This window comes from Brenneria uluponensis (genome assembly GCF_032395385.1).
GTDB lineage: Bacteria > Pseudomonadota > Gammaproteobacteria > Enterobacterales > Enterobacteriaceae > Prodigiosinella > Prodigiosinella aquatilis.
Window position 1 is genome coordinate 1,550,712 of record NZ_CP135917.1, and the last position, 21,966, is coordinate 1,572,677.

31 protein-coding genes and 1 pseudogene are annotated in these 21,966 nt (G+C 48.7%); 29 read left to right on the top strand and 3 right to left on the bottom strand.

What is annotated here, in order from left to right; all coding sequences use genetic code 11:
- Positions 1–8: 8 nt before the first annotated feature.
- Positions 9–428, bottom strand: a complete 420-nt coding sequence (locus RS889_RS07175) for a S24 family peptidase (RefSeq protein ID WP_425475141.1) — start codon at positions 426–428, stop codon at positions 9–11.
- A 57-nt stretch (positions 429–485) separates the two neighbouring features.
- Positions 486–716, bottom strand: a pseudogene (locus RS889_RS07180) (DNA-binding transcriptional repressor RacR); the annotation flags it as partial.
- A 102-nt stretch (positions 717–818) separates the two neighbouring features.
- Here RS889_RS07180 and RS889_RS07185 point away from each other — a divergent pair.
- The 13 genes from RS889_RS07185 (at position 819) to RS889_RS07245 (ending at position 10,340) form a co-directional block, all read left to right on the top strand.
- Positions 819–1,085 (top strand): helix-turn-helix domain-containing protein, encoded by a 267-nt coding sequence (locus RS889_RS07185; RefSeq protein ID WP_315710006.1) that lies wholly within the window; start codon positions 819–821, stop codon positions 1,083–1,085.
- A gap of 62 nt (positions 1,086–1,147) precedes the next feature.
- Positions 1,148–1,681, top strand: a complete 534-nt coding sequence (locus RS889_RS07190; protein WP_315710008.1) for a YmfL family putative regulatory protein — start codon at positions 1,148–1,150, stop codon at positions 1,679–1,681.
- An 86-nt stretch (positions 1,682–1,767) separates the two neighbouring features.
- Positions 1,768–2,040 carry a hypothetical protein gene (locus tag RS889_RS07195; protein WP_315710009.1) on the top strand — a complete coding sequence of 91 codons (273 nt, stop codon included), beginning with the start codon at positions 1,768–1,770 and terminating at the stop codon, positions 2,038–2,040.
- A gap of 179 nt (positions 2,041–2,219) precedes the next feature.
- Positions 2,220–3,764 carry a DEAD/DEAH box helicase family protein gene (locus tag RS889_RS07200; RefSeq protein ID WP_315710010.1) on the top strand — a complete coding sequence of 515 codons (1,545 nt, stop codon included), beginning with the start codon at positions 2,220–2,222 and terminating at the stop codon, positions 3,762–3,764.
- Positions 3,761–4,726, top strand: a complete 966-nt coding sequence (locus RS889_RS07205; protein WP_315710011.1) for a toprim domain-containing protein — start codon at positions 3,761–3,763, stop codon at positions 4,724–4,726. The genes RS889_RS07200 and RS889_RS07205 overlap by 4 nt, the downstream gene beginning before the upstream one ends.
- Positions 4,723–5,736, top strand: coding sequence for a DUF968 domain-containing protein (locus RS889_RS07210; protein WP_315710012.1), 1,014 nt, complete (start codon positions 4,723–4,725; stop codon positions 5,734–5,736). Before RS889_RS07205 ends, RS889_RS07210 begins: the two co-directional genes overlap by 4 nt.
- Positions 5,729–6,130, top strand: coding sequence for an antiterminator Q family protein (locus RS889_RS07215; RefSeq protein ID WP_315710014.1), 402 nt, complete (start codon positions 5,729–5,731; stop codon positions 6,128–6,130). The genes RS889_RS07210 and RS889_RS07215 overlap by 8 nt, the downstream gene beginning before the upstream one ends.
- A gap of 912 nt (positions 6,131–7,042) precedes the next feature.
- Positions 7,043–8,113 (top strand): DNA-methyltransferase, encoded by a 1,071-nt coding sequence (locus RS889_RS07220; RefSeq protein ID WP_315710016.1) that lies wholly within the window; start codon positions 7,043–7,045, stop codon positions 8,111–8,113.
- A 141-nt stretch (positions 8,114–8,254) separates the two neighbouring features.
- Positions 8,255–8,431 carry a type II toxin-antitoxin system HicA family toxin gene (locus tag RS889_RS07225; RefSeq protein WP_315710017.1) on the top strand — a complete coding sequence of 59 codons (177 nt, stop codon included), beginning with the start codon at positions 8,255–8,257 and terminating at the stop codon, positions 8,429–8,431.
- A 46-nt stretch (positions 8,432–8,477) separates the two neighbouring features.
- Positions 8,478–8,885, top strand: coding sequence for a type II toxin-antitoxin system HicB family antitoxin (locus tag RS889_RS07230; RefSeq protein WP_315710944.1), 408 nt, complete (start codon positions 8,478–8,480; stop codon positions 8,883–8,885).
- 176 nt (positions 8,886–9,061) lie between these two features.
- Entirely contained in the window at positions 9,062–9,301 is a 240-nt protein-coding gene (locus tag RS889_RS07235; RefSeq protein WP_315710018.1) for a phage holin, read from the top strand.
- Between the two features lie 2 nt (positions 9,302–9,303).
- Complete coding sequence (locus RS889_RS07240; RefSeq protein WP_315710019.1) at positions 9,304–9,834, top strand: lysozyme; 531 nt, start codon at positions 9,304–9,306, stop codon at positions 9,832–9,834.
- Complete coding sequence (locus tag RS889_RS07245) at positions 9,807–10,340, top strand: hypothetical protein (RefSeq protein ID WP_315710020.1); 534 nt, start codon at positions 9,807–9,809, stop codon at positions 10,338–10,340. Before RS889_RS07240 ends, RS889_RS07245 begins: the two co-directional genes overlap by 28 nt.
- 87 nt (positions 10,341–10,427) lie before the next feature.
- Here the strand turns inward: RS889_RS07245 and RS889_RS07250 are convergent, their stop codons facing one another.
- Positions 10,428–10,874 (bottom strand): hypothetical protein, encoded by a 447-nt coding sequence (locus RS889_RS07250; RefSeq protein WP_315710021.1) that lies wholly within the window; start codon positions 10,872–10,874, stop codon positions 10,428–10,430.
- 131 nt (positions 10,875–11,005) lie between these two features.
- On the opposite strand from RS889_RS07250, the gene RS889_RS07255 reads away from it, so the two are divergent.
- From RS889_RS07255 to RS889_RS07330, 16 genes are all read left to right on the top strand, one after another.
- A complete protein-coding gene (locus tag RS889_RS07255) occupies positions 11,006–11,413 on the top strand; it encodes a DUF2513 domain-containing protein (protein WP_315710022.1) in 408 nt (135 codons plus the stop codon).
- A 292-nt stretch (positions 11,414–11,705) separates the two neighbouring features.
- A complete protein-coding gene (locus tag RS889_RS07260) occupies positions 11,706–12,056 on the top strand; it encodes an HNH endonuclease (RefSeq protein WP_315710023.1) in 351 nt (116 codons plus the stop codon).
- 214 nt (positions 12,057–12,270) lie between these two features.
- Positions 12,271–12,741, top strand: coding sequence for a phage terminase small subunit P27 family (locus tag RS889_RS07265; protein WP_315710025.1), 471 nt, complete (start codon positions 12,271–12,273; stop codon positions 12,739–12,741).
- A complete protein-coding gene (locus RS889_RS07270; protein WP_315710026.1) occupies positions 12,738–14,468 on the top strand; it encodes a terminase large subunit in 1,731 nt (576 codons plus the stop codon). Before RS889_RS07265 ends, RS889_RS07270 begins: the two co-directional genes overlap by 4 nt.
- Positions 14,465–14,626 (top strand): hypothetical protein, encoded by a 162-nt coding sequence (locus RS889_RS07275; RefSeq protein WP_315710028.1) that lies wholly within the window; start codon positions 14,465–14,467, stop codon positions 14,624–14,626. The genes RS889_RS07270 and RS889_RS07275 overlap by 4 nt, the downstream gene beginning before the upstream one ends.
- Positions 14,616–15,842, top strand: coding sequence for a phage portal protein (locus RS889_RS07280; protein ID WP_315710029.1), 1,227 nt, complete (start codon positions 14,616–14,618; stop codon positions 15,840–15,842). The genes RS889_RS07275 and RS889_RS07280 overlap by 11 nt, the downstream gene beginning before the upstream one ends.
- A complete protein-coding gene (locus RS889_RS07285) occupies positions 15,835–16,434 on the top strand; it encodes an HK97 family phage prohead protease (protein ID WP_315710030.1) in 600 nt (199 codons plus the stop codon). The genes RS889_RS07280 and RS889_RS07285 overlap by 8 nt, the downstream gene beginning before the upstream one ends.
- Positions 16,435–16,447: 13 nt before the next feature.
- Positions 16,448–17,674, top strand: coding sequence for a phage major capsid protein (locus tag RS889_RS07290; RefSeq protein WP_315710031.1), 1,227 nt, complete (start codon positions 16,448–16,450; stop codon positions 17,672–17,674).
- 74 nt (positions 17,675–17,748) lie between these two features.
- Positions 17,749–18,072, top strand: coding sequence for a head-tail connector protein (locus tag RS889_RS07295; protein ID WP_315710032.1), 324 nt, complete (start codon positions 17,749–17,751; stop codon positions 18,070–18,072).
- On the top strand, positions 18,069–18,458 hold the full coding sequence (locus RS889_RS07300; protein ID WP_315710033.1) for a phage head closure protein: 390 nt from the start codon (positions 18,069–18,071) through the stop codon (positions 18,456–18,458). Before RS889_RS07295 ends, RS889_RS07300 begins: the two co-directional genes overlap by 4 nt.
- Positions 18,451–18,972 carry a hypothetical protein gene (locus tag RS889_RS07305; protein WP_315710034.1) on the top strand — a complete coding sequence of 174 codons (522 nt, stop codon included), beginning with the start codon at positions 18,451–18,453 and terminating at the stop codon, positions 18,970–18,972. The genes RS889_RS07300 and RS889_RS07305 overlap by 8 nt, the downstream gene beginning before the upstream one ends.
- On the top strand, positions 18,969–19,535 hold the full coding sequence (locus RS889_RS07310; protein ID WP_315710035.1) for a phage tail terminator protein: 567 nt from the start codon (positions 18,969–18,971) through the stop codon (positions 19,533–19,535). Before RS889_RS07305 ends, RS889_RS07310 begins: the two co-directional genes overlap by 4 nt.
- A 5-nt stretch (positions 19,536–19,540) precedes the next feature.
- Positions 19,541–19,726 carry a DUF2635 domain-containing protein gene (locus RS889_RS07315; protein WP_315710036.1) on the top strand — a complete coding sequence of 62 codons (186 nt, stop codon included), beginning with the start codon at positions 19,541–19,543 and terminating at the stop codon, positions 19,724–19,726.
- The gene (locus tag RS889_RS07320; protein ID WP_315710037.1) at positions 19,716–21,209 is read left to right on the top strand and encodes a phage tail sheath subtilisin-like domain-containing protein; all 1,494 of its coding nucleotides are present in this window, start codon (positions 19,716–19,718) and stop codon (positions 21,207–21,209) included. Before RS889_RS07315 ends, RS889_RS07320 begins: the two co-directional genes overlap by 11 nt.
- A 2-nt stretch (positions 21,210–21,211) precedes the next feature.
- Complete coding sequence (locus RS889_RS07325) at positions 21,212–21,568, top strand: phage tail tube protein (RefSeq protein ID WP_315710039.1); 357 nt, start codon at positions 21,212–21,214, stop codon at positions 21,566–21,568.
- Complete coding sequence (locus RS889_RS07330) at positions 21,565–21,888, top strand: phage tail assembly protein (protein WP_315710040.1); 324 nt, start codon at positions 21,565–21,567, stop codon at positions 21,886–21,888. Before RS889_RS07325 ends, RS889_RS07330 begins: the two co-directional genes overlap by 4 nt.
- Positions 21,889–21,966: the final 78 nt, after the last annotated feature.

The following is a 21,966-nucleotide window of genomic DNA, read 5'->3' on the forward strand; positions in this document are numbered from 1 at the left end:
CAACCTCATTACACATACCTGCTTATGCCATGGCTGTAGATAACGCGCCCAATGATCTTAAGATGCTGCTCATTCATTTCGGTGATTAACCAGTCTGCATACTTAGAGTTATCCGAGCGAACTAGCAGCCCATCAGCGGTGAACTGTAAACGCTTAACCAGTAGCGCCCCTTTGAACGAAAAGACGTAAATTCCATCACCATCGAAGTAGTCTTTTGCGACATCAACGAAAATGTAATCTCCTGTCTCAATGGTTCCAGACATACTATCGCCAGTGACCGTAATCACTTTGATTGTATCGGCTGGGCGGTGACCGAATATTTCTAGAGCTTTGCTGGATTCATAACTGATACTGTTAATCGTTTCGGCTATATCACTGGACTGAAATCGCCCATTTCCCGCACTAACTTCTACGCCCAAAACTTCCACCCTGTAAAAGTTGTCATTTTCTTCTTTGTTTGATTCTTGTGCGAGTGCGCCTAAATTAGGGTAGCTACCTAATCCCCAATGTTCTGGGCCAACCACATCCGAGAAGTAACTCCAAAGCTCTGGCAACTTATCCTTTGATATCGATCCTTTCTTAATCCAGTCGTGGATCGACGGCGCTTGTATTTTGAAATGACGAGCGATATCCGCCTTTGTTTTGACGGCACCGGAGGAAATTTTTCTATCTATGGCCTGCTCAATCGCTCGGCCCAAATCTTTTCCGCTAAGCATTGCCTAATAATCCATGCAATAAACGGGTTAGGCAATTCCTATTGACTGGTGATTAGGCATGGCCTAATATCATTCCAAACGAATAGCCTACATGTGTAAACCATGAATAAAACTGAACCCAGTACAGCAATTTTGAATGCTTGCCACATTGTTGGTGGGCAGGCTTCGCTGGCTCGTTCTCTGGGCCTATCGTCTCCCACAATCAACCAGTGGGTGATGGGGGTTCGTCCTATCCCTGCTGACCGTTGTCCTGCGATTGAAAAAATCACAGCAGGTGCAGTGACGTGTGAAGAATTGCGACCAGATGTGGATTGGGCGTATCTGCGTGGGACCCAAACCAAAGATAATTCCTCAATCAATCTGCGTTAGTTGATAGACGAATGATGGCAAACAAATCGTTAAACGGTAACCACAGCCAGGAGAACCCAACTGTGACACAGGATAAACCAGCAGATTGGCAGGCAGAGAAACAACCCGAATGGGTGATCGCCGTAGCCAGAAAAATCATTACGGGATTACCGGGTGGATATGCCGAGGCCGCTCAATGGCTAGGTGTTACTGAGAATGCGCTGTTTAACCGGCTGCGCTCTGATAGCAATCAAATATTCCCGATCGGCTGGCTGATGGTGTTACAGAAAGCTGGTGGCACAACCTTGTTTGCCGATGCGGTATCACGCCAGTCGAACAGCGTTAACGTGCGCCTTCCGAGCATTGAAGAGATCGAGAATGGCGATGTGAATTTACGCCTGATGGAAGCCATAGAGTACATCGGCAAGCACTCCGAGTTAATCCGGCATGCTACAGAGGATGGCGTGATAGACGCAGAAGAACGGCGAGCTATCGACGAGAACAGCTATCAGGTTATCGCTAAGTTTCAAGAAAGCATCATGTTGCTCTACAGCGTTTTCTGCCCGCTGTCTGAACAACTACCAAATACACAAATCATTCCACATCAGCGCGAATAACGCTGGTGGCCATCTGCCGTAATCACACAACCGTTTAATTATTTCGGAGGTGCCAGATGGACACATTCAACTATGTGAAACCTGTTATGCCCACGGTTTTTTGTCGTGAGGATGGCCCGTGGATTCAAAAACTGATTAGTGATTTACCTCGTGGGCAACAGGAAAAAATTGCGGTTGCCTACGCCGAGGCTTACCAGGAGGCGTTCGACGCTGAGCCGGTTTCATACCGGCAGGAGAACGCTGGCCGCAAATCGGCAAACAAACGCCTGCGCCTGTACGTCGCCCGGTATTCCCGCGCAGGCAATGGATTCACCTCACCGCCACCGCTGGTGGGCCAGCTATCGGAGAGGCCAGCATGATTTTTTGTTTGGATGTTTTTTTATACGGGGAGCGGGGAAGGGTAAGAGGGGGAAAGGGGGTGATCGGGTTGGGGTGAGGGGGAGGAGCAGCACTACCAAAGAGAGACTTATTTAAAGAGATCGATCAGTGAATTACCGGGTAATGGAAATTTATACAGTGGTGGAGTGAAAAAACGAACATGCTGAACATAACACCAAATTTAGCGCAGGGACGGGCATTGAACGCACTACGCCAGAACTGGAAAACGACTGCCAGTTTCATGATTTACAGCCCTGTTGGCAGTGGCAAGACTGGCCTGGCGGCGTTTATCACTGATGGGCTTGTTAGTCGCAACATGCGCGTAATGTTTGTGGCTCCGTATACCGTATTGCTTGACCAGACTGCAACTCGTTTTGTTGAGTACGGTTTACCCGATGACGAAATTGGTTATGTTTGGCGTGACCATCCAGCATACGACCCGCAGCGCCTGATTCAGATCGCCTCTGCCGACACACTGATCCGTCGTGAGTTTCCCGATAACATCGATCTGCTGTTTATCGATGAGGCTCATCTGAAACGCAAAAAGATTTTGGAAACCATCGATCACCTGACGCAGAACACTGCGACGAAAGTGATCGGTCTGTCCGGCACACCGTTTGCCAAATTCCTGGGTAATTACTACCAACGCCTGATTAAACCCACGACCATGAAAGAGCTGATCGAAATTGGCGCATTAAGTAAATACGAATTTTACGCCCCATCAACCCCAGACCTGAGCAATGTTAATACCGTCAGTAACAGCGACTACGGCAGCGATTACAACGAGGGGCAACTCGGTGCGGTCATGAGTGATGCCAAATTGGTATCTGACATCGTTCAGAACTGGCTGGAGAACGGGCAAAACCGACCTACAGTCTGTTTTTGTGTCAACGTGGCACATGCAAATTTTGTCGTAGTGGAATTTAACCGGATGGGTGTTTCAGCGGAAGTTATGACGGCTAAAACACCTCATGACGAACGCCAGCTGATTATCCGCCGCTATGAGCAGGGCATCACAAAAATTATCGTCAATGTCGGGGTTCTGGTTGCTGGGTTTGATAGTGACGTGCGTTGCCTCATCATCGGCAGACCTACTAAATCGCCGATTCGGTGGGTACAGACATTAGGCCGTGGACTGCGTACTGCGCCGGGTAAAGACCTGTGCCTGATATTCGATCATTCCGGCACTGTCCATAAATTGGGTTATCCCGACGATATCGAATACGACGGGTTGCTATCCAGTTCTGACGGCATGGAAGATACCCCTGTCAATACATCAAAACCTGATCAGACCGAACGCCTGCCGAAAGAATGCCCCTCATGTCATTACGTGAAGCCTGCCGGTATCTACATTTGCCCCAAATGCGGGTTCAAGCCGTTAGCTGGTGAAGATGTAGATACCGACAGGAGTCGCCGCCTGACGAAAGTCTCAAAAACAAAAGAGAAAATCACATCAGAAATGAAACAGTCGTGGTGGTCACAAATCCTGTTCTATCAGCGCATTCGCAGTACCCAGGGTAAGCCCGTCAGTGATGGTTGGTGCTCCCACACATATCGCAAGAAATTCGGTGCATGGCCCAAAGGGTTACATCGCACTCCGCAGGAAATGTCACCGGAAGTCATGAATTACATCAAGTCTCTGCGCATCGCCTACGCGAAAGGGCAGCAGAAAGCAGAACAACAACAAGGGAACGCCGCCGCATGAATACACAAATTGCTGCAATAGGCCGCTGGCCAGAAATATTCGAATATTACGGTTTGCCACCGGTAACCGGGAAAAATCATTTCAAAGGGGAGTGTCCGCTATGCGGTCGTCGTGGAAAGTTACGCATTGACGACAAAGAGGGAACCGGCTCTTACATATGCGTGTGTGGTTCTGGCGATGGCTGGGCAATGCTGACAAAAGCCACCGGGAAAAATTTTGCGACGCTGGCGCCAGAAGTCGATAGCCTCATCGGGAATGTTTATATTCGTGACGAGCAGGCACGACTACCAAAAACGACAGCCACCGCTCATCGTGAGAAAGTGATCCGTAAGTTCCCAACGCTGTTACCTCTGCTTGGAACCGGCGCAGATAGCTATCTGAAAAATCGCGGTATCACCAGTCTTCCGGTTGAGTCTGTTCGTTATTGCGACAGCCAACGCGCCAACGGGGGTATATTCCAGGCTATTTACTCGCTAGCTACAGACGACAAAGGCACGTTGTGCTATCTGCACCGAACCCTGTTGGACGGTGACAAAAAAGCCAATATCGCAGCACAGAAGAAATTGACCAAGCTACAGGAGGATTCCTATCTGGAGCACGCCGGGTCAGTGGCCATACGCATGTTTCCAGTTTCATCCACGCTGGGCATAGCGGAGGGCATCGAAACCGCGCTGTCCTGTCATCAGATAACCCACTGCAATACCTGGGCAACCCTCAACACAACGTTCATGAAAAAATTTCGCGCCCCGCGTGGAGTAACCCATCTGATTATTTTCGCCGACATGGACAACAACGCATCTGGCCATGCTGCGGCGTTTGAATGCGCCCGCGCCAATATGCTGGCAAAAAACGACATTCGGCAGGTTTCTGTTCGCTGGCCTCAACGTGGTGATTTCAACGATTTACTGACAGAAGGCCGTGACGTTTATGAACAGATATTTTACAGGGACGGTGTTCAATGAAGGTACTGCTTAATGCCTCTGTGGTTGCTGATTTGGGATTGGTCATATTGCGCCCCGGACGCGATTTATTGTCACTGTTTCGTCAACGTATTGTCGTTACACCTGCGTCGTCAGACCTTAAAGACAAACCCTCCGGTGTTCTGAAGGTTGAACAGCCTCTAATAAACGATAACTGGATGCCGTTTCTGACACATGAGCGAGTTCTTATCGCTGCTGGTGGACAGCCCGGTCTGATTTCATGGTTGAAACAGGGGGTGGGGTGCCAATGGCACGGAGAGTATCATCATGAACAGCTGACAATCCTGGAATATGAAAATGGTGCTATTCGGTTATGCTGGCATCATGATAATGAGTTGCGTGAAAATCCTGACGTTGTGCGAACTCGTGTAGCACAAAATATCGCGGAGTATGTCGTTATGACTGCGCGCCGTTGGTTCTATTTCCCCGAAGGCCATCAACTTACCGAGCCGGAAATCAGCTGGTGGTCTGTCTTGAAGGGGGTTTCTGATTTACTCCCTGAGCACGCCATACGGATCAGTCTGCATCTGCCTGCTGCCACTGTCCCTCACGGCACACTACGGGAGTGTGACATTACCTGGGAACGCCCTGCAAATGAAATTCTGGACGAAAAGTTAGAGCGGGTTAAACCCATTCTGAAACTGGCTATTGATGATGAGCCCGCCGCTGGTTTTATGCTGCTCCCAAAGCTGTCCCGTTGGGAATGCGAAAAATATACCCGTTGGGTAAAAACACAGAAGTGTTGCGCGTGCGGTGCTCCATCAGATGATCCTCATCACATCATTGGTCATGGCATGGGTGGAATGGGAACAAAATCACATGATCTGTTCACAATCCCACTCTGCCGGTTTTGCCATGACGCATTACACAGAGATATCAACGCATGGGAAGCCGAATACGGTAGCCAGGTGGAATTACTGTTTCGTTTTCTGGATTGGGCGTTGGGAATTGGCGCGATAGTTATTTATCGGAAGGGGGATAAGAATGCGTAATATTCAGCAGGTATTAGAGCTATGGGGTGCATGGGTGGCAGATAATCCCTGTGAGGTTTATTACTCATCAATTGCTGCCGGGTTTAAAGGGCTAATCCCCAGTAAAATAAAATCACGCCAACAGTGCAGTGATGATGACGGCTTAATCATTTCCAGTTGCATGGCGGTACTGAACAAAAAAAATCAGGCCGATCATGACCTTTTGTTTGATTACTACGTCTTTGGCAAAACGTTTATGCAACTGGCGTCAAAGCTCCATTGCTCTGATACCTACGTTGGCAAGCGGTTGCAAAAGGCTGAAGGAACAATCGACGGTATGTTGATGGCGCTGGATATCTCGCTGGAAATGGATCGTGTCCGGCAGCGTGAGGTTTTGCCCACGCAGATATGTTAACTAACATAGTCAGAAACGGCTTTTGACGTAAAGAAAGGCTGTGGTTCAATGCCAAAATAGCGAAGCCCCAAGTGCGTCAACACTCAGGACTTCTAAGGGTATGTTAATTCAACTATGCGAGAAAAATTAACATGAACAGTATATCAACTGTTTGAAATTGTTACTATGAAGCCAATCACTGAAATCACCTGTATACGTAAATATTTTCTTTACGATCGTAAAAGAATGGTTATTCTGATAAGAGTGGTTATGTAGTCGCAAAGCTTAAAAAATAATCAAAAGTCTTGCTCCCACAAGTTTTTTTTGTTTCTGGTATAATAAGTCACCAGCAAAAGACAGGAATGGTGCCTTATGATTGAGATATTTAATTCTTTCGAATTATGGGTACAAAGTTATTATTCAAGCTTGTCTTGGCTTCAACTAACAGACATTGCTGTTCACCTATTTATTCTTCCACTTTTGATATTAAAAGGTTTTTATATCAGGCTATACGAGTGGAGATCTTTTAATCGTTATGTTGCTTCAGGTATTTCAAGCGATTCAGCAAAAAGACGGGCCAGAAATGCGTTTCGAAGTGGGGAAAAGAGAACTTTAGGAGCAAGATTATTCGATAGGCTCTTCCTATATTTAATGAAACGAACGACTAACTAAAAGACAAGCCGCTTATGCGGCTTTTTTTATGTCCTCAATTTAGTTGTGAGGACACTAACACTGAAACTGCGAAAATGCGGTATCGAATAAAGAAAATCCCTGGCATATGCCGGGGCTTGATTGTTTGTGAAATGGGCGGTGTACATGATGCTGATAACATCATGCACACCATTCACCCGTTAGAAGGTCACGAGCGAACCGAGGCCCATTGCTGATGTGCACACAGCAAATGAAGCCTATCAAAAAGGGCGACTCTGATCCATGGGAAATACTGTAAATTTAAACAGCATTAATATTGTTAATGCTGATTCTTTCGAATTCATCAAAACGCTCCCTGATAACTGTATCGATCTGATAGCTACCGATCCACCGTATTACCGAGTTAAAGCGTGTGCATGGGATCGACAGTGGGAAAGCATTGAAAACTATCTTGCGTGGCTGGATGACATGCTGGCAGAGTTCTGGCGCGTCCTGAAGCCGGCCGGCAGCCTTTATTTGTTTTGTGGATCGCGCCTAGCGGCAGATACCGAATTGCTGGTGCGCCAGCGTTTTGATGTATTGAACCACATTATCTGGGCGAAACCGTCGGGTCCCTGGCGCCGGATGCGTAAAGAGGACTTGCGGGCATATTTCCCCGCGACTGAGCGGATCGTTTTTGCTGGTCATTACGGTTCTGAGGGATTTGCAAAAGGACAGGTAGGCTATGCCACCAAGTGCCAGGAGCTGAAAGCTCAGGTATTTCGACCACTGATTGATTATTTTCGCAATGCCCGCTCTGGGTTAAAAATTACCGCTGCGGAGATCAATACAGTAACTGGTACCCAGATGTGCTCACATTGGTTTTCAGAGAGTCAATGGCAGTTGCCGAACTCGGTGCAGTACGCAGCATTACAAAATTTGTTCGCTGAGAAAGCGGCTATTTCCGGCATGGACAGCCCGCTGGTGGATCCCCACCCTGATTTACTTGAACATTACGATGCCCTGAGTAAAACCTATGCCGGGCTGGTAGTGGAATATGACGAGTTGCGCCAGCAATACCGAGATTTGCGACGGCCGTTCGCTGTAACATCCGCAGTTCCTTATACCGACGTTTGGGCATTCCCGGCTGTTCAGTATTATCCAGGAAAACATCCGTGCGAGAAACCGGCAGATATGATGCGTCATATAATCCAGACCAGCAGTCGGCCCGGCCAAGTGGTTGCAGACTTTTTTATGGGGTCAGGCTCGACAATCAAGGCCGCTATCGCACTGGGGCGTCATGCTCTTGGTGTCGAGATGGAGGAGGAACGATATCGGCAAACACTCCAGGAGATAGAAAAGCCTTCTACTTAATCTGCAAGCGATAGAATTTTAGAAATTCGCCATCAGTGCGTTTTTTCATTTGTAAATTTCCTTCATTTGAGTAATCAAAAATGTTGATATGGTAAGCATAAATGATTACTATAATGACATGTTCAACAAAATGGAGGAGTGGTGAAGCAAAGCGAGTTCAGGCGGTGGCTTGAATCTCAGGGAGTCGAAGTTTCGAATGGTACAAATCATTGGAAGCTTCGATACAACGGGAAGCGAAGTGTAATGCCCCGTCATCCCGGTTCTGAGTTAGACGAACGACTCAGAAAAGCGATTCTCAAGCAACTTGGCCTTAAATAAAACCAGCCCTCCGGGGCTGGTACTTGCAGAGATTCATCATGACGATATGCGATATCCAGTAAAGCTAGATCATGAAAATGGCGTTTTTGTAGTCTCATTCCCCGATATACCCGAGGCGTTAACACAGGGAGAATCGCAGGAAGAGGCGTTACAAATGGCGCTGGATGCCCTGGTAACTTCTTTTGAGTTTTACTTTGAGGATAGTGAAAAGGTTCCAGCGCCGAGCGCGATCACTGACGACTATGTTGATGTTCCGGCAAGCATTGCGGGCAAGGTTATTATGCTTAATGCCTTTATAGACTCAGGCTTAACTCAGGTTGAGCTGGCGTCGCGTATGGGCATTAAAAAGCAGGAAGTAACACGGCTGTTCGATCTGCATCACTCAACGAAAATAGACACTATTCAAAAAGCAATTTCAGCGCTGGGTAAACGCCTGGAACTAGTCGCCGCTTAATGCGTTAACCTAAATCACTATGCGTTAAGTTAGCTCCAAGGCTCACTTCGGTGGGCCTTTCCTTTTTCTTCCCCTGCCAAATCTGACGATCAATTCTAAATTACGAAGCGCCTACGGCAACGGGCAGACCCCTATTACTACATCACTACCCTCGGGAACATCGAGGAGGCCGGAGCATGATTAAAATGCCTGAGAAAATAACGACGGTCGGGGCGTATTCGTCATCCGGCCTGCTAATCGCGTTAGGAAAGTTTTTCGATTGGTTTCACCACATCGACTGGAGCCAGGCGGCGGTCATTATCGGGATCGTAGTGGCTATCGCGACGTATTTCACGAATGTTTATTTTCAACGCAGACAAACCCGAGCAATAGAGGCCGCGGCCTCGTTAGGGAAGACGATTATTCGCGGAGATTAATCATGGCCAACTTTAAGAAAGCGGGTGGTGCCGTTGGTGTGGTGTGTTCCGTAATGACAATAATTGCCATCGTGGTTTCTAACGGACAGGTTCGTACAAATGAACGTGGGTTAGAGTTGATCGGCAATGCTGAATCTTGTCGTCGTGATCCGTATGTGTGTCCAGCAGGCATTTTGACAGATGGCATTGGCAACACTCACGGCGTGGTAAATGGAACCAGAAAGACCGATCAGCAAATCGCGGCAGACTGGCAGAAAAACATTCTCGACGCTGAACGTTGCGTCGACAGGTACGCAAACGGAAAAAAGTTGCCAGATGGTGCGTTCAGCGCTGCCTCAAGCATTGCTTTTAATGCCGGTTGCCCGACGATGCAAAAATCAACGATGTTCCAGTTATTCCGGGCCGGAAATATTCATGCAGCGTGTGAGCAGTTTCCGCGTTGGGTATACGGTGGCGGTAAAAAATTGCCGGGGCTGGTGGTTCGTCGGGATAAGGAGCGTGCGTTATGTCTATCCTTCCAGGCTGGAAAGTAACGATAGTTGCATTGATGGTCGGTATAGCTATCGGTTGGTACGTTCAGGGTTTGCGATGGGATGCTGACATTGCCGAACGCATCAAACAACAATCTGATGATATCAGCGCGAGCCAGCAGGTGATTATTGCAGGTCAGGCGTTAGAGTTTCAGCGCTATAACGAAATTGCACGGCAGGCCAATCATTACGCCATCAACATCAAGGCTCAATCAGATGAGAAACAGATTGTATACCGCACGATCATCAAACGCGATCCGGCTAGCCGTCAGTGTGTGCCTGATGATGTGGCTCAGCGGTTGCTCGACTACACGCACCGTTTACGTGCCAGCGCAATGCACTCCACTGCCAGCGGAACTGACACAGCCAGTGCTGATTCCGCTGCCACCGCCTGCCGATTGACGTATGGGCAAGCCGTCTACTGGATTGACCCGTTGCTGACTATTATCGACAAGGTCAATAATGACCGCGCAAGCATACGGCAGATTGAAACTAAGAGGCATAAATGACCTTTCTCTCCGAATTCAAATTATGGCTAAAAGCTATCTTGCCGCTGATACACATTGCTTTCATCAGGCCGTCTTTGGGCGGTTTTTTTATTGCCCCAAGTGTATTAGCGCGGTAAGTAGTGCATCCCAGTTATTCTTATAGCTATCTTCTGTGGCTGGAGTAATTTTGAATAATGGGGCTTTGTGGTGCCATGTCGCAGTTTCAAATACGTCAGCGCTTGGTACAATGAAAATTTCAGGGGAAATGCGTTCTTTGAATTCGCCTGGCATATTGCAAAATATGTAAAACAGATCTGGCGACACACTGGGCTTGTGTGTCCCAATCATCCATTGGCGAGGCTGGCTTCTTGCCCATGAGCCCTTAACTTGGATACTAATGCTTTTTGAACCATCAATTGTGGCGACGATATCAACAGCACTTGTTCCACTAGTTGTCAGGGCTGCACTTATTCCAAGCCTTGAAAGCATGTATGCCACGTAAAACTCAGCGGCGTCACCAGCATTTTTGGCACTTAATTTTTTCTCGTTTGTCATGTCGTTTGTCCAGAAATGCAACTTTGCATAATTTCTGAATATTAAACAAAATTTATCCCCATTCCCATCCCTATTCACTGAGTGCCTGTGATAATGCTAAATTACTCTCATGAACAAAAAAAGGCGTGGGTATGAAAATAGATCATGAATACTTAAAGGGTCTTCTTGAGGCTTTTGAAGCCTCTGGAGAACCGCAAACAGACATAAACAAATTAAAGCAAGCTGGATATGATTACGGGACAAATGAGTTCTTATTCCATATGCGCTTGCTAGATGATCGTAATTTGATTGCCAGGACTGATGGACAATTTGGCATGGGTTTTTCTGAAACTACCGACGATGGCGGATCATGGAATGAATTCTCTTTACGTCTAACTGCTAGTGGTCATGATTTCCTTGAGGCGATTAGAAATAAAGAGGTTTGGAATACAGTTAAGACGGGCTTCAAAGATGCGAGCATTGGAACAATTGTTAACGTGTCGAAGTGCTTATTTGAAGGGTACATTCAGAAAAAAATAGACAATATTCTTGGGGCTTAAGCACCTATCTCGAATATTGTGATTCTTTCAACTCAGCCTCGCAATAGCGGGGCTTTTTACGCTATCACATTGTTCATTTTCGAATGGGTTAGATAATGCCGAAGTTGTTAAGAGCTTGGATTAGCTCATAGCAAAGAACAATAAATTTCATTAACTCTGACCTTGCCAGTAATCGGATAGTAAATTTAAGAGGCGACATATAAAAACTCCTTTGGTTTGTGAATATCTATTGTGTCGGTTAATTCAAAATGACCGAGATTGAGGAGTAACTGAGCTACAAAAGGAAAACCATATGCCACCAAGAACACCGAAAGCATGCCGTGTTCGCGGTTGTCGAAACACAACTACCGACCCAAGCGGCTATTGTGAACAACACAAAGGCGAAGGGTGGAAATCATACAAACCTGGGCAAAATCGACATCAGCGCGGCTATGGTACTCAGTGGGAGGCGATACGTTTGCGAGTGCTGCAACGCGATAGCTATCTGTGTCAGGACTGTCTGGCTGATGGAGTAGTGCGTGAAGCACGGACAGTTGATCATATCGTACCCAAGGCACATGGAGGAGTGGATGCAGACAGTAACCTTCGCTCACTGTGCTGGCCTCATCATCGTGCGAAGACTGCACGAGAACGCATCAAATGACAATTATTATCATTTTCAGTGTTAATGCACTGTATTGGTGCTAAAAATTCACATGTCAGGTGGGGAGGGGCGGGGTAAATCTCTGTGACGCTTACCCTTCCGTACTGCCCGCCCCGTCAGATTTTTATACCCGCGAAAAATAAAATTTAACTGGCGAGGGTGAAAATAGCTTTATTTATTATTTTTTAACAAAAAGTGCTTTATGGGGGATCGAATGGCAGGTGTAGCGGGTCGTTCAGGTCGTCCACCTAAACCGACTAATCGCAAGGTGTTAGCTGGTAATCCGGGCAAGCGCCGCTTGAATAAAACCGAACCTTCGTTCACCCCGATCAGTGGCGTTGAGCCTCCATCCTGGTTTGACGATATTGCAAAAACAATGTGGTCGATGGTTTCTAGAGAGTTATGTGCACAACAAATATTGTGCACTACTGACTTACACAATCTGGAAATGTTTTGCTTGGCATATTCAAATGCCAGGGCGGCACAGTTGCACATTGAAAAGAACGGTATTGTCATGGTTGGTTCAATGGGTGGACCTATAAAAAACCCGTCACTGACAGTTCTCAATGAAGCTATGCGCCAGATGGCAACATTTGGCGGTATTCTCGGGCTGGACCCAGCCAGCAGACAACGATTAATCGGTCCATCCAAGGGTAAATCAGACAATCCATTCGCCAATCTATGACCAGACGATCATATGTCAACGTTAACGCAGCCAATGCGTACGCGCGTGATGTTGTGCGCAGAAAAATACCAGTCTGCCGGTATGTTATAGATGTCTGTCAGCGTCACCTGGACGATCTGGCACAGGAAAAGAGTAAAAAGTTTCGTTTCCGCTTTGATCGGGATAAAGCGGAAAAAGTTGCAAAATTTATCCAGTTGCTGCCCCATACAAAAGGCGAGTGGGCATTCAAGCGAATGCTGATCACGCTGGAACCGTGGCAGTTATTCATCATCTGTAGTGCATTCGGGTGGGTACACAAAGGGAGTGGATTACGCCGATTTCGTGAAGTGTACATCGAAGTTCCACGTAAAAATGGCAAATCGGTTTTTGGTTCTGGTATCGGCCTGTTCTGTTTTGCGTGTGATGATGAATTCGGTGCAGAAGTCTATTCTGGCGCGACAACAGAAAAACAGGCGTGGGAGGTTTTTCGACCAGCCAGGCTGATGTGTAAACGGACTCCAGCACTGACCGAGCATTACGGTATTGAGGTAAACGCGCAGAACATGAATATTCCGGCAGATGGGGCCAGATTTGAGCCGCTGATCGGAAACCCTGGCGACGGTGCATCGCCACACTGTGCGATCGCCGACGAGTATCACGAGCATGATACTGATAACTTATACACAACAATGCTCACCGGGATGGGGGCCAGACGTCAGCCATTGATGCTGGCCATTACGACAGCTGGTTACAACATTGAAGGGCCATGCTACGACAAACGGCGTGAGGTCATCGAAATGTTGAACGGCACAGTTCCTAATGATGAGCTGTTTGGCATTATCTACACGATCGATAAGGGTGATGAATGGACTGACCCTGCTGTTTTGCGCAAAGCAAACCCCAATATGGGGGTATCAGTTTACAGTGAGTTTCTGATCTCTCAGCAAAACAGAGCAAGAAACAATGCCAGACAAGCCAACATATTCAAAACCAAACATCTGAATATTTGGGTTTCTGCCCGAGCTGCTTTTTTTAACTTGGTTAGTTGGCGGAACTGTGAAGATGAGACGCTATCCATTGAGCAGTTTGAGGGGCAATCTTGTTATTTGGCGTTTGACCTGGCCAGAAAGCTGGATATGAACAGCATGCCGAGACTGTTTACGCGAGAAATTGACGGACGGCGTCATTATTACTGTATTGCTCCCCGGTTTTTCGTTCCATATGACACCGTGTTCAGTGCTGATGTTGAGGATCAGCGCACCGCAGAACGGTTTCAAAAATGGGTCAATATGGGTTTTTTGACCGTTACTGACGGTGCGGAAATTGACTATCGCGTCATTTTGGAAGCCGCCAAAGAAGCCAACAGGCTGAATCCTGTCGAGGAATCACCGATTGATCCGCACGGAGCAACAAACCTTAGCCATCAGTTGGCTGATGAACAGTTGAGTCCGATTACTATCATCCAGAATTACACCAACATGTCCGACCCCATGAAAGAACTTGAGGCTGCGATCGAGTCAGGCCGATTCCATCATGACGGCAACCCGATCATGACCTGGTGTATTAGTAATGTGGTCGGAAAGAACATGCCGGGTAACGATGATATCGTGCGTCCCATCAAGGAGCGCAGTGAAAACAAAATAGATGGTGCGGTGGCGCTGATCATGGCTATCGGGCGTGCAATGCTGCATGAGCCTGCCGACTTCCTTTCATCATTGGACCCTGACGAAGACGTTTTAATTCTATGAACTCATTGATTGCTGATGTCATTGGGCTAACCGGATGTGGTTTGCTCACTGCGGGGTTTTATCTGCAGTTCGGGTTAGCCCCGGCGCTGATGTTCTCCGGATGCCTGTTGCTGGTGGGTGCGCTGGCGATCGCCAGAAGGGGGAAACGTGCTGTTTGATGCATTTTTTAGAAACGAGTCCCTTGAAAGCCCAGCTACGCCGATAACGGGCGATTCTGTTGATATTGATGGATTGTTTCGCTCTGATGTTTATGTAAACCCTGAAACAGCAATGAAACTCGCGGCGGTGTACGCCTGTATTTATGTGCTGTCATCAAACCTGGCTCAAATGCCGCTTCATGTTATGCGAAAGCACAATGGCAAAGTGGAGCCAGCACGCGACCACCCGGCATTTTACCTGATCCATGACGAGCCGAACACGTGGCAAACCAGCTACAAATGGCGCGAGCTGAAACAGCGCCACATCCTCGGCTGGGGCAATGGTTATTCATGGGTAAAACGGAACCGGCGTGGTGAAGTTGTTGGCCTAGAAAGCTGCATGCCGTGGGAAACAACCCTGTTGAAAACCGGCGGGCGCTATACATATGGCCTTTACAATGAAGAGGGCGCTTTCGCTATAAGTCCGGATGACATGATCCATATCCGGGCGCTGGGAAATAACCAGAAAATGGGGCTCAGCCCGATTATGCAGCATGCTGAAACCATCGGTATGGGGATGAGCGGGCAGAAGTACACGGAAAGCTTTTTTAGCGGTAACGCCAGACCGGCAGGTATTGTTTCTGTCAAAACACCGCTTCAAAAAGAGAGCTGGAGCTGGTTGAAAGACGCCTGGCAAAAAGCAGCGCAGGCGCTACGCAGCCAGGAAAATAAAACCATGCTTCTGCCTGCTGATCTCGATTATAAGGCGCTGACAGTTTCACCGGTCGATGCCCAGATCATCGATATGACCAAACTTAACAGGTCCATGATCGCCGGCATTTTCAACGTACCGGCGCACATGATTAACGACCTGGAAAAGGCGACTTTCTCAAACATCACACAGCAGGCTATTCAGTTTGTCCGCTACACCATGATGCCATGGGTTACCAACTGGGAGCAGGAGCTCAACCGGCGACTTTTCACCAGGGCTGAGCTAGCCGCAGGTTTCTACACGCGATTTAACCTCACTGGCCTGTTGCGCGGCACTCCGCAAGAGCGCGCTCAATTCTATCATTTTGCCATCACTGACGGCTGGATGAGTCGTAACGAAGCGCGTGCGTTTGAAGACATGAACCCGGTAGATGGACTGGACGAAATGCTAGTCAGTGTTAATGCCGCAAACCCCGTTAAAGACTTTACTACCGACCCAAAAAGCGAGGAACAAAACAATGGATGATCGCGAAGTCCGCTGTTACAGCGGCGAGGTTCGGGCGGAGCAACACAGCGAACAACCGACGCACATCATCGGTTACGGCTCTGTGTTTAACAGCCGTTCGGAGCCGCTATGGGGATTCCGTGAAATCATTAAGCCAGGCGCGTTTGATGATGTGCTGAATGATGATGTGCGCGGACTATTTAACCATGACCCGAATTTTATTCTCGGTCGTAGCGCCGCCGGAACACTTTCACTGTCTGTCGATGAGAAGGGGCTCCGGTATGACATCGCCGCGCCTGATACACAGACAATTAGCGATCTCGTCATTGCGCCGATGATGCGTGGCGATATCAGCCAATCATCTTTCGCGTTCCGCGTGGCGCGCGACGGCGAGCACTGGTACGAGGACGACGAAGGTATTGTTATCCGTGAAATTACCCGTTTTTCCCGGCTGTTTGATGTGAGCCCGGTGACGTATCCGGCCTATCAGGAAGCAGATTCCGGTGTTCGCTCTATGAAAGCTTGGCAGGAAGCGCGCGACAGCGGCGCGCTGGTGCAAGCCATTAATCAACGAATGGCGCGTGAGCGCCTGCTGACCCTTCTTAACGCGTAAGGAAAAAACAGACATGAAACTGCACGAATTGAAGCAAAAACGTAACACCATCGCTACTGATATGCGCGCATTACACGAAAAGATTGGTGATGCTACGTGGACTGACGAACAGCGCAATCAGTGGAACACCGCTAAATCCGAGTTGGATAGTCTTGATGTGCAAATTGCGCGTGAAGACGAGTTGCGCCGACAGGATCAAACGTATGTTGACGAATCTGAGCCGGAACAACGTCAGCAACAGAAAAATAACGGCGATTCGGCATCACTGGCACAGGAAAAGCGCGCTGCAGCATTCGATCGATTCTTGCGTAACGGCTTTGCTGAACTCACCAGTGAAGAGCGTCAGGCGCTGAAAGAATTGCGCGCACAGGGCACATCTCCCGACGCAAAGGGCGGCTACACCGTACCGACGCAGATGCTGAATAAAATCGTTGATTCGATGAAAGCCTACGGCGGTATTGCCAGCGTTGCACAGATTCTCAATACGTCGAATGGACAGGATATCACCTGGTCAACGTCTGACGGCACAGCCGAAGAAGGCGAACTGCTGGGTGAGAATACTGAAGCATCTGAAGAAGATGTAACGTTTGGCACCGCGATTCTTGGTGCTAAAAAGTTATCATCTAAAATCATCCGTGTATCTAACGAACTACTGCAGGACAGCGGTGTGGACATTGAAGCGTATCTGGCTGCTCGTATTGGTCAGCGTATTGGCCGCGGTGAAGCGAAATATCTGGTACAAGGCACTGGAGCGGGTACGCCAGTCCAGCCAAAAGGGCTGGTTGCATCAGTCACTGGTACGGTAAATACCGCCGCGGCTACGACATTCACATGGCAGGAAATGAATAAGCTGAAACATGTAATCGACCCGGCTTATCGTGGTGGACCTAAATTCCGCTGGGCATTCAACGACGCTACATTGCAAGTGGTTGAAGAAATGGTTGACGGGCAAAATCGCCCGCTCTGGCTGCCCGATGTCGCTGGTGGTACCCCGGCCACGATCCTGAACATTCCTTATGTTATCGATCAGGCAATCGACAGCGCCGCTGCAGGTAAAAAATTTGCCTTCCTCGGTGACTTTGACCGCTTCATCGTGCGCCGTATTACCTATATGACGCTGAAGCGTTTGGTTGAGCGTTACGCCGAATATGATCAGACCGCATTCCTGGCTTTCCATCGGTTTGACTGTGTACTGGAAGATACAGCAGCGATCAAGGCACTGGTGGGTAAACCGGCGTAGCTGAAAAGCTGAGTTAACCACAGCCGCGTAAGCGGTTTTTTTATGCCCGCTATCTGGCGGGCATGGAGTTCTTCATGCTGTTGACACTGGATCAAATCAAGCGCCAATTGCGTCTGGAGTCTGATTATACGGATGAGGACGAATTACTCACGCTGCTGGGAACCGCAGTGCAGCGGACTACCGAAACGTATGTGAACCGAAATTTGTACCCCAGCGCACAGGATATACCGGACACAGACCCTGATGGGTTGGCGCTGTCTGACGATATCCGGCTGGCAATGCTGTTGCTGTTGACGCATTGGTACGAAAACCGCTCATCCGTATCTGATTTTGAGAAAGCAGAAGTGCCACAGGGTTATGCGTGGATAGTTGGCCCGTACAGGTACATACCGCTATGAAAATCACACCGACCCAAACCGAAGCGCATTACAGGATGCCTGAACCCGGAGAACTGGATCGTCGTGTGCTGATTCGTCAGCGTATTGACGTTCCTGCAGCGGATTTCGGCACGGAAAAAACGTTTCAGGGAGAACAGCCAGTCTGGGCAAAAATACGTCAGGTTGGATCAGCAACATACCGTGATTCTGTGCAAACGGGCGATATCATCACTCATTATGTTTTTATCCGTTACCGCAGCGGTATCACTTCTGATTTTGAGGTTGTTCACGGCGATATCGTTTACCGTATCAGCCGAATCCGTGACCTGAATTCGGCGCATCGCTATCTGATGTTCGAATGCTGCGATTTGGGTAAAAACACCTACACGGAAAATCTCTATGGCTAATCAACCACTGGCTACGCTGCACATTGATTTTGATCAGCCTGAAGACATGGTATTTAACCGCGCCAAAATGCGTCGCGCTTTTGTCCAGATCGGTCAAGTTCACATGCGTGACGCACGGCGTTTGGTTATGCACCGCGCGGCATCAAGGGCCGGAGAAAACCCAGGATTCAGAACCGGTAAGCTGGCACGGTCGATAGGGTACTACGTTCCCCGAGCATCAAAGCGGCGCTCAGGGTTGATGGTGCGCATTGCTCCCAACCAGAAGCGGGGTGAAGGAAACCGTCAGATTGTCGGTGATTTTTATCCTGCGTTTCTGTTTTACGGTGTTCGCCGTGGCGCTGTCCGAAGGAGAAAACATCATCAAGGTGCATCTGGCGGAACACCGTGGCGGATTGCTCCCCGTAATAATTTTATGGCACAGGTACTGAATACTCGATCACCATGGACGAAATATATCCTGTCCAGAGCGTTACGTCAGTCTCTGCGGCCACCACGTAAAAAGAGGTCATCATGAGATTATCCCCCATCGTGGCGACCCTGCGTTTGAAATGCCCGAAATTTTACGGTCGCGTTGCTGGTGCAGCCCAGATGAAGAGCCTGCCTGAAACAGCAAAAATGCTATTGCCAGCGGCATATGTGGTCCCGTCTAACGATGATGCGAGCGAAAACAAATCACAGACTGATTATTGGCAGGATGTAACAGAAGGATTCGCTGTAATCGTTGTACTCAACAGCAGTCCGGACGAACGTGGGCAGGCAGCAGCATTCGATGCCGTTCATGATGTGCGAGCGGAACTTTGGTCTGCGTTGCTGGGATTGAACCCTGAGCCAGATAATGGCGATGTGATTGAATATGCTGGTGGCCAGGTGGTGGCAATGGATGCTGCCCGTTTGTATTACCAGTTTGATTTCACGAGGAAACGCGAAATATCCGAATCCGAAACACGCCAAAACACCGATCTGGAGGAGTTGCCTGAACTGGATATCATTTCAATTGATGTTGATTTTATTGATCCGGGCAACGGCCCAGACGGAAACATTGAACATCACACCGAGTTAACCATACCCAGCGAGTAAATATTATGTTTGTGAAACCTAAAGACGGACGGTCAGTCCCTGACCCGGCCCGCAGCGATCTGCTGCCCGCAGATGGCAGAAACGTTATTCAATCCGGCTATTGGCAGCGGCGCATTGAGGCCGGTGATGTTGAGGTAGTCGATCGTACAGCAACTAACACCAAAAAATCAGAGGTGAAAAATGACGGTTAGTTACAACGAAATTCCGTCTGATATTCATGTGCCGCTGTTCTGGGCTGAAATTGATAACTCAAAGGCGAACACAACATCAGACGGTACTGCGCCCGCACTGTTGCTGGGGTACGCAAATTCTGACGCGGCGATCATCCGCAATGGGTTAACTATCATGCCATCTGCAGGGTTGGCGGGTAGCATGGCGGGACGGGGAAGCCAGTTGGCGCGTATGGTTAACCGCTATCGCAATGTCGATCCAACCGGGGAACTGTGGGTCATAGCACTAGATGAGCCGTTGGCAGGAGTAGCGGCGACGGGAACGATTACTGTTGTCGGCTCCGCCCAGGAATCCGGCACAGTTTATCTGTATATCGGTGCAGAACAGGTTCAGGCAGGCGTAACTGCTGATGATACAGCCAGCGATGTTGCGACAACTATTGCGGCTGCAATCAACGCAAATACTGATTTGCCGGTAACCGCGACCATTGCTGCAGGCGTGGTGACGCTAACGGCTCGTCATAAGGGGTTGTGTGGTAATGACATCCCCGTAACCATCAACTATTGCGGCATTGTCGGCGGCGAAACTACACCGAATGGACTCACGATCACTATTGTGGCTATGTCTGGCGGTACTGGTGCGCCAACGCTAACCAATGCTATTGCGGCAATGGGTGATGATCCGTTTGATTTTATCGGTACACCGTTCAATGACATGGCCAGTGTGAACACTATTCACACTGAAATCGCCAGCCGTTGGGGGTATTCGCGCCAGCTGTATGGTCACGCCTATTCAGCGAAAATCGACGCACTGTCGACGCTGGTTGCGTATGGTGATTCGTTAAATCTGCCACATGTCACTATGCCGGGTTATGAACCAGCAACACAGACTGCTGCCGATGAACTGGTCGCGATGCGTACTGCACGCAATGCCATTTTCATCCGCAATGACCCGGCTCGTCCGACGCAGACCGGCGTACTGACCGGTGCACTGCCAGCGCCAAAGGGAAGCCGATTCATGTTCACGGAACAACAATCGTTGCTGAGTCATGGTATTGCAACGGCTTATGTTGAAAGCGGCTCGCTGTTGATTCAGCGTGATATCACGATGTACCAGACGAACAGTTATGGCGTGTCTGATAACTCGTTCTATGACAGTGAAACGCTGCATACCAGCGCATATGTTATGCGTCAGTTGAAATCGGTCATTACCAGTAAATATCCGCGTCACAAATTGGCAAATGACGGTACCCGGTTCGGTGCTGGTCAGGCCATTGTCACCCCGGCTGTTATTAAGGGGGAACTGCTGGCCGTTTATCGTCGTCTGGAGAGGGCTGGGATCGTAGAAAACTACGATTTGTTCAAGAAATACCTGGTGGTAGAGCGCAGCGCCGACGACCCGGATCGTCTCGATGTGCTATTCCCGCCTGATTACATTAACCAGTTACGTGTCTTTGCAGTGGTTAATCAATTCCGCCTGCAGTATGACGATAGTGAGGCTTAATCATGGGAAGAATTGCAGGTACCTGTTACATCAAGGCGGATGGGCTCCAGTTGTCCGCCAGTGGCGGCGTCGAGGTGCCAATGAATACATCACAAAAAGATGACGTGATCGGTTCTGATGGCTCTATTGATTACAAAGAAACCTACCGTGCGCCATATATCAAGGCGACGCTGAAAGTCACCGGTGATTTCCCGGTGGATAAACTCACTTCGTCGGATTCCATGACTATCACTGCCGAGCTGGCAAATGGAATGGTTTACGTACTCAGCAGTGCGTGGGTACATGGCGAACTTAATCACAATGCGGAAGAAGGCACTGTCGATGCTGAATTTCACGGCGAAGAAGGCGGGTATCAATGAAAGAGCTGAAACTCAGTAAACCGATCATGGCACATGGAGAGCGCTTGCACGTTCTGGAACTGCGCGAACCCACGTATGACGAAGTACAGAAATACGGTTTGCCGTTCTCTTATGGCAGCGATGGCAGCGTAAAAATTGATACTAGCTCTGCCCTGAACTACATTCCGGGGCTGGCAGGTATCCCGCCATCATCAGCAAAACAACTGGCACTGAATGACATCACCACTATCAGTCTGATAATCGTCGGTTTTTTTATGGCGTCGGAGAGTCAGGAAGCCTCAGAAAACGACTCTATAACGTCGCCCATTTCTGGGGAGTGAACCCTCTGGAATTAAAAAAAATTGGCCTCGGTGAGTTTTTTGAGTTGGAAGCCGAAGCTGTGCGAATCAATGAGGAAA

What these genes read in the sequence shown, in the direction of transcription:
- RS889_RS07315 (WP_315710036.1), top strand. Translation starts at nt 19,541, where the DNA reads ATGTTTGTGAAACCTAAAGACGGACGGTCAGTCCCTGACCCGGCCCGC.
- RS889_RS07270 (WP_315710026.1), top strand. Translation starts at nt 12,738, where the DNA reads ATGACCAGACGATCATATGTCAACGTTAACGCAGCCAATGCGTACGCG.
- RS889_RS07265 (WP_315710025.1), top strand. Translation starts at nt 12,271, where the DNA reads ATGGCAGGTGTAGCGGGTCGTTCAGGTCGTCCACCTAAACCGACTAAT.
- RS889_RS07230 (WP_315710944.1), top strand. Translation starts at nt 8,478, where the DNA reads ATGCGATATCCAGTAAAGCTAGATCATGAAAATGGCGTTTTTGTAGTC.
- RS889_RS07310 (WP_315710035.1), top strand. Translation starts at nt 18,969, where the DNA reads ATGAGATTATCCCCCATCGTGGCGACCCTGCGTTTGAAATGCCCGAAA.
- RS889_RS07285 (WP_315710030.1), top strand. Translation starts at nt 15,835, where the DNA reads ATGGATGATCGCGAAGTCCGCTGTTACAGCGGCGAGGTTCGGGCGGAG.
- RS889_RS07290 (WP_315710031.1), top strand. Translation starts at nt 16,448, where the DNA reads ATGAAACTGCACGAATTGAAGCAAAAACGTAACACCATCGCTACTGAT.
- RS889_RS07200 (WP_315710010.1), top strand. Translation starts at nt 2,220, where the DNA reads ATGCTGAACATAACACCAAATTTAGCGCAGGGACGGGCATTGAACGCA.
- RS889_RS07185 (WP_315710006.1), top strand. Translation starts at nt 819, where the DNA reads ATGAATAAAACTGAACCCAGTACAGCAATTTTGAATGCTTGCCACATT.
- RS889_RS07295 (WP_315710032.1), top strand. Translation starts at nt 17,749, where the DNA reads ATGCTGTTGACACTGGATCAAATCAAGCGCCAATTGCGTCTGGAGTCT.
- RS889_RS07320 (WP_315710037.1), top strand. Translation starts at nt 19,716, where the DNA reads ATGACGGTTAGTTACAACGAAATTCCGTCTGATATTCATGTGCCGCTG.
- RS889_RS07260 (WP_315710023.1), top strand. Translation starts at nt 11,706, where the DNA reads ATGCCACCAAGAACACCGAAAGCATGCCGTGTTCGCGGTTGTCGAAAC.
- RS889_RS07245 (WP_315710020.1), top strand. Translation starts at nt 9,807, where the DNA reads ATGTCTATCCTTCCAGGCTGGAAAGTAACGATAGTTGCATTGATGGTC.
- RS889_RS07330 (WP_315710040.1), top strand. Translation starts at nt 21,565, where the DNA reads ATGAAAGAGCTGAAACTCAGTAAACCGATCATGGCACATGGAGAGCGC.
- RS889_RS07235 (WP_315710018.1), top strand. Translation starts at nt 9,062, where the DNA reads ATGATTAAAATGCCTGAGAAAATAACGACGGTCGGGGCGTATTCGTCA.
- RS889_RS07250 (WP_315710021.1), bottom strand. Translation starts at nt 10,874, where the DNA reads ATGACAAACGAGAAAAAATTAAGTGCCAAAAATGCTGGTGACGCCGCT.
- RS889_RS07305 (WP_315710034.1), top strand. Translation starts at nt 18,451, where the DNA reads ATGGCTAATCAACCACTGGCTACGCTGCACATTGATTTTGATCAGCCT.
- RS889_RS07240 (WP_315710019.1), top strand. Translation starts at nt 9,304, where the DNA reads ATGGCCAACTTTAAGAAAGCGGGTGGTGCCGTTGGTGTGGTGTGTTCC.
- RS889_RS07325 (WP_315710039.1), top strand. Translation starts at nt 21,212, where the DNA reads ATGGGAAGAATTGCAGGTACCTGTTACATCAAGGCGGATGGGCTCCAG.
- RS889_RS07220 (WP_315710016.1), top strand. Translation starts at nt 7,043, where the DNA reads ATGGGAAATACTGTAAATTTAAACAGCATTAATATTGTTAATGCTGAT.
- RS889_RS07210 (WP_315710012.1), top strand. Translation starts at nt 4,723, where the DNA reads ATGAAGGTACTGCTTAATGCCTCTGTGGTTGCTGATTTGGGATTGGTC.
- RS889_RS07300 (WP_315710033.1), top strand. Translation starts at nt 18,069, where the DNA reads ATGAAAATCACACCGACCCAAACCGAAGCGCATTACAGGATGCCTGAA.
- RS889_RS07195 (WP_315710009.1), top strand. Translation starts at nt 1,768, where the DNA reads ATGCCCACGGTTTTTTGTCGTGAGGATGGCCCGTGGATTCAAAAACTG.
- RS889_RS07275 (WP_315710028.1), top strand. Translation starts at nt 14,465, where the DNA reads ATGAACTCATTGATTGCTGATGTCATTGGGCTAACCGGATGTGGTTTG.
- RS889_RS07215 (WP_315710014.1), top strand. Translation starts at nt 5,729, where the DNA reads ATGCGTAATATTCAGCAGGTATTAGAGCTATGGGGTGCATGGGTGGCA.
- RS889_RS07205 (WP_315710011.1), top strand. Translation starts at nt 3,761, where the DNA reads ATGAATACACAAATTGCTGCAATAGGCCGCTGGCCAGAAATATTCGAA.
- RS889_RS07255 (WP_315710022.1), top strand. Translation starts at nt 11,006, where the DNA reads ATGAAAATAGATCATGAATACTTAAAGGGTCTTCTTGAGGCTTTTGAA.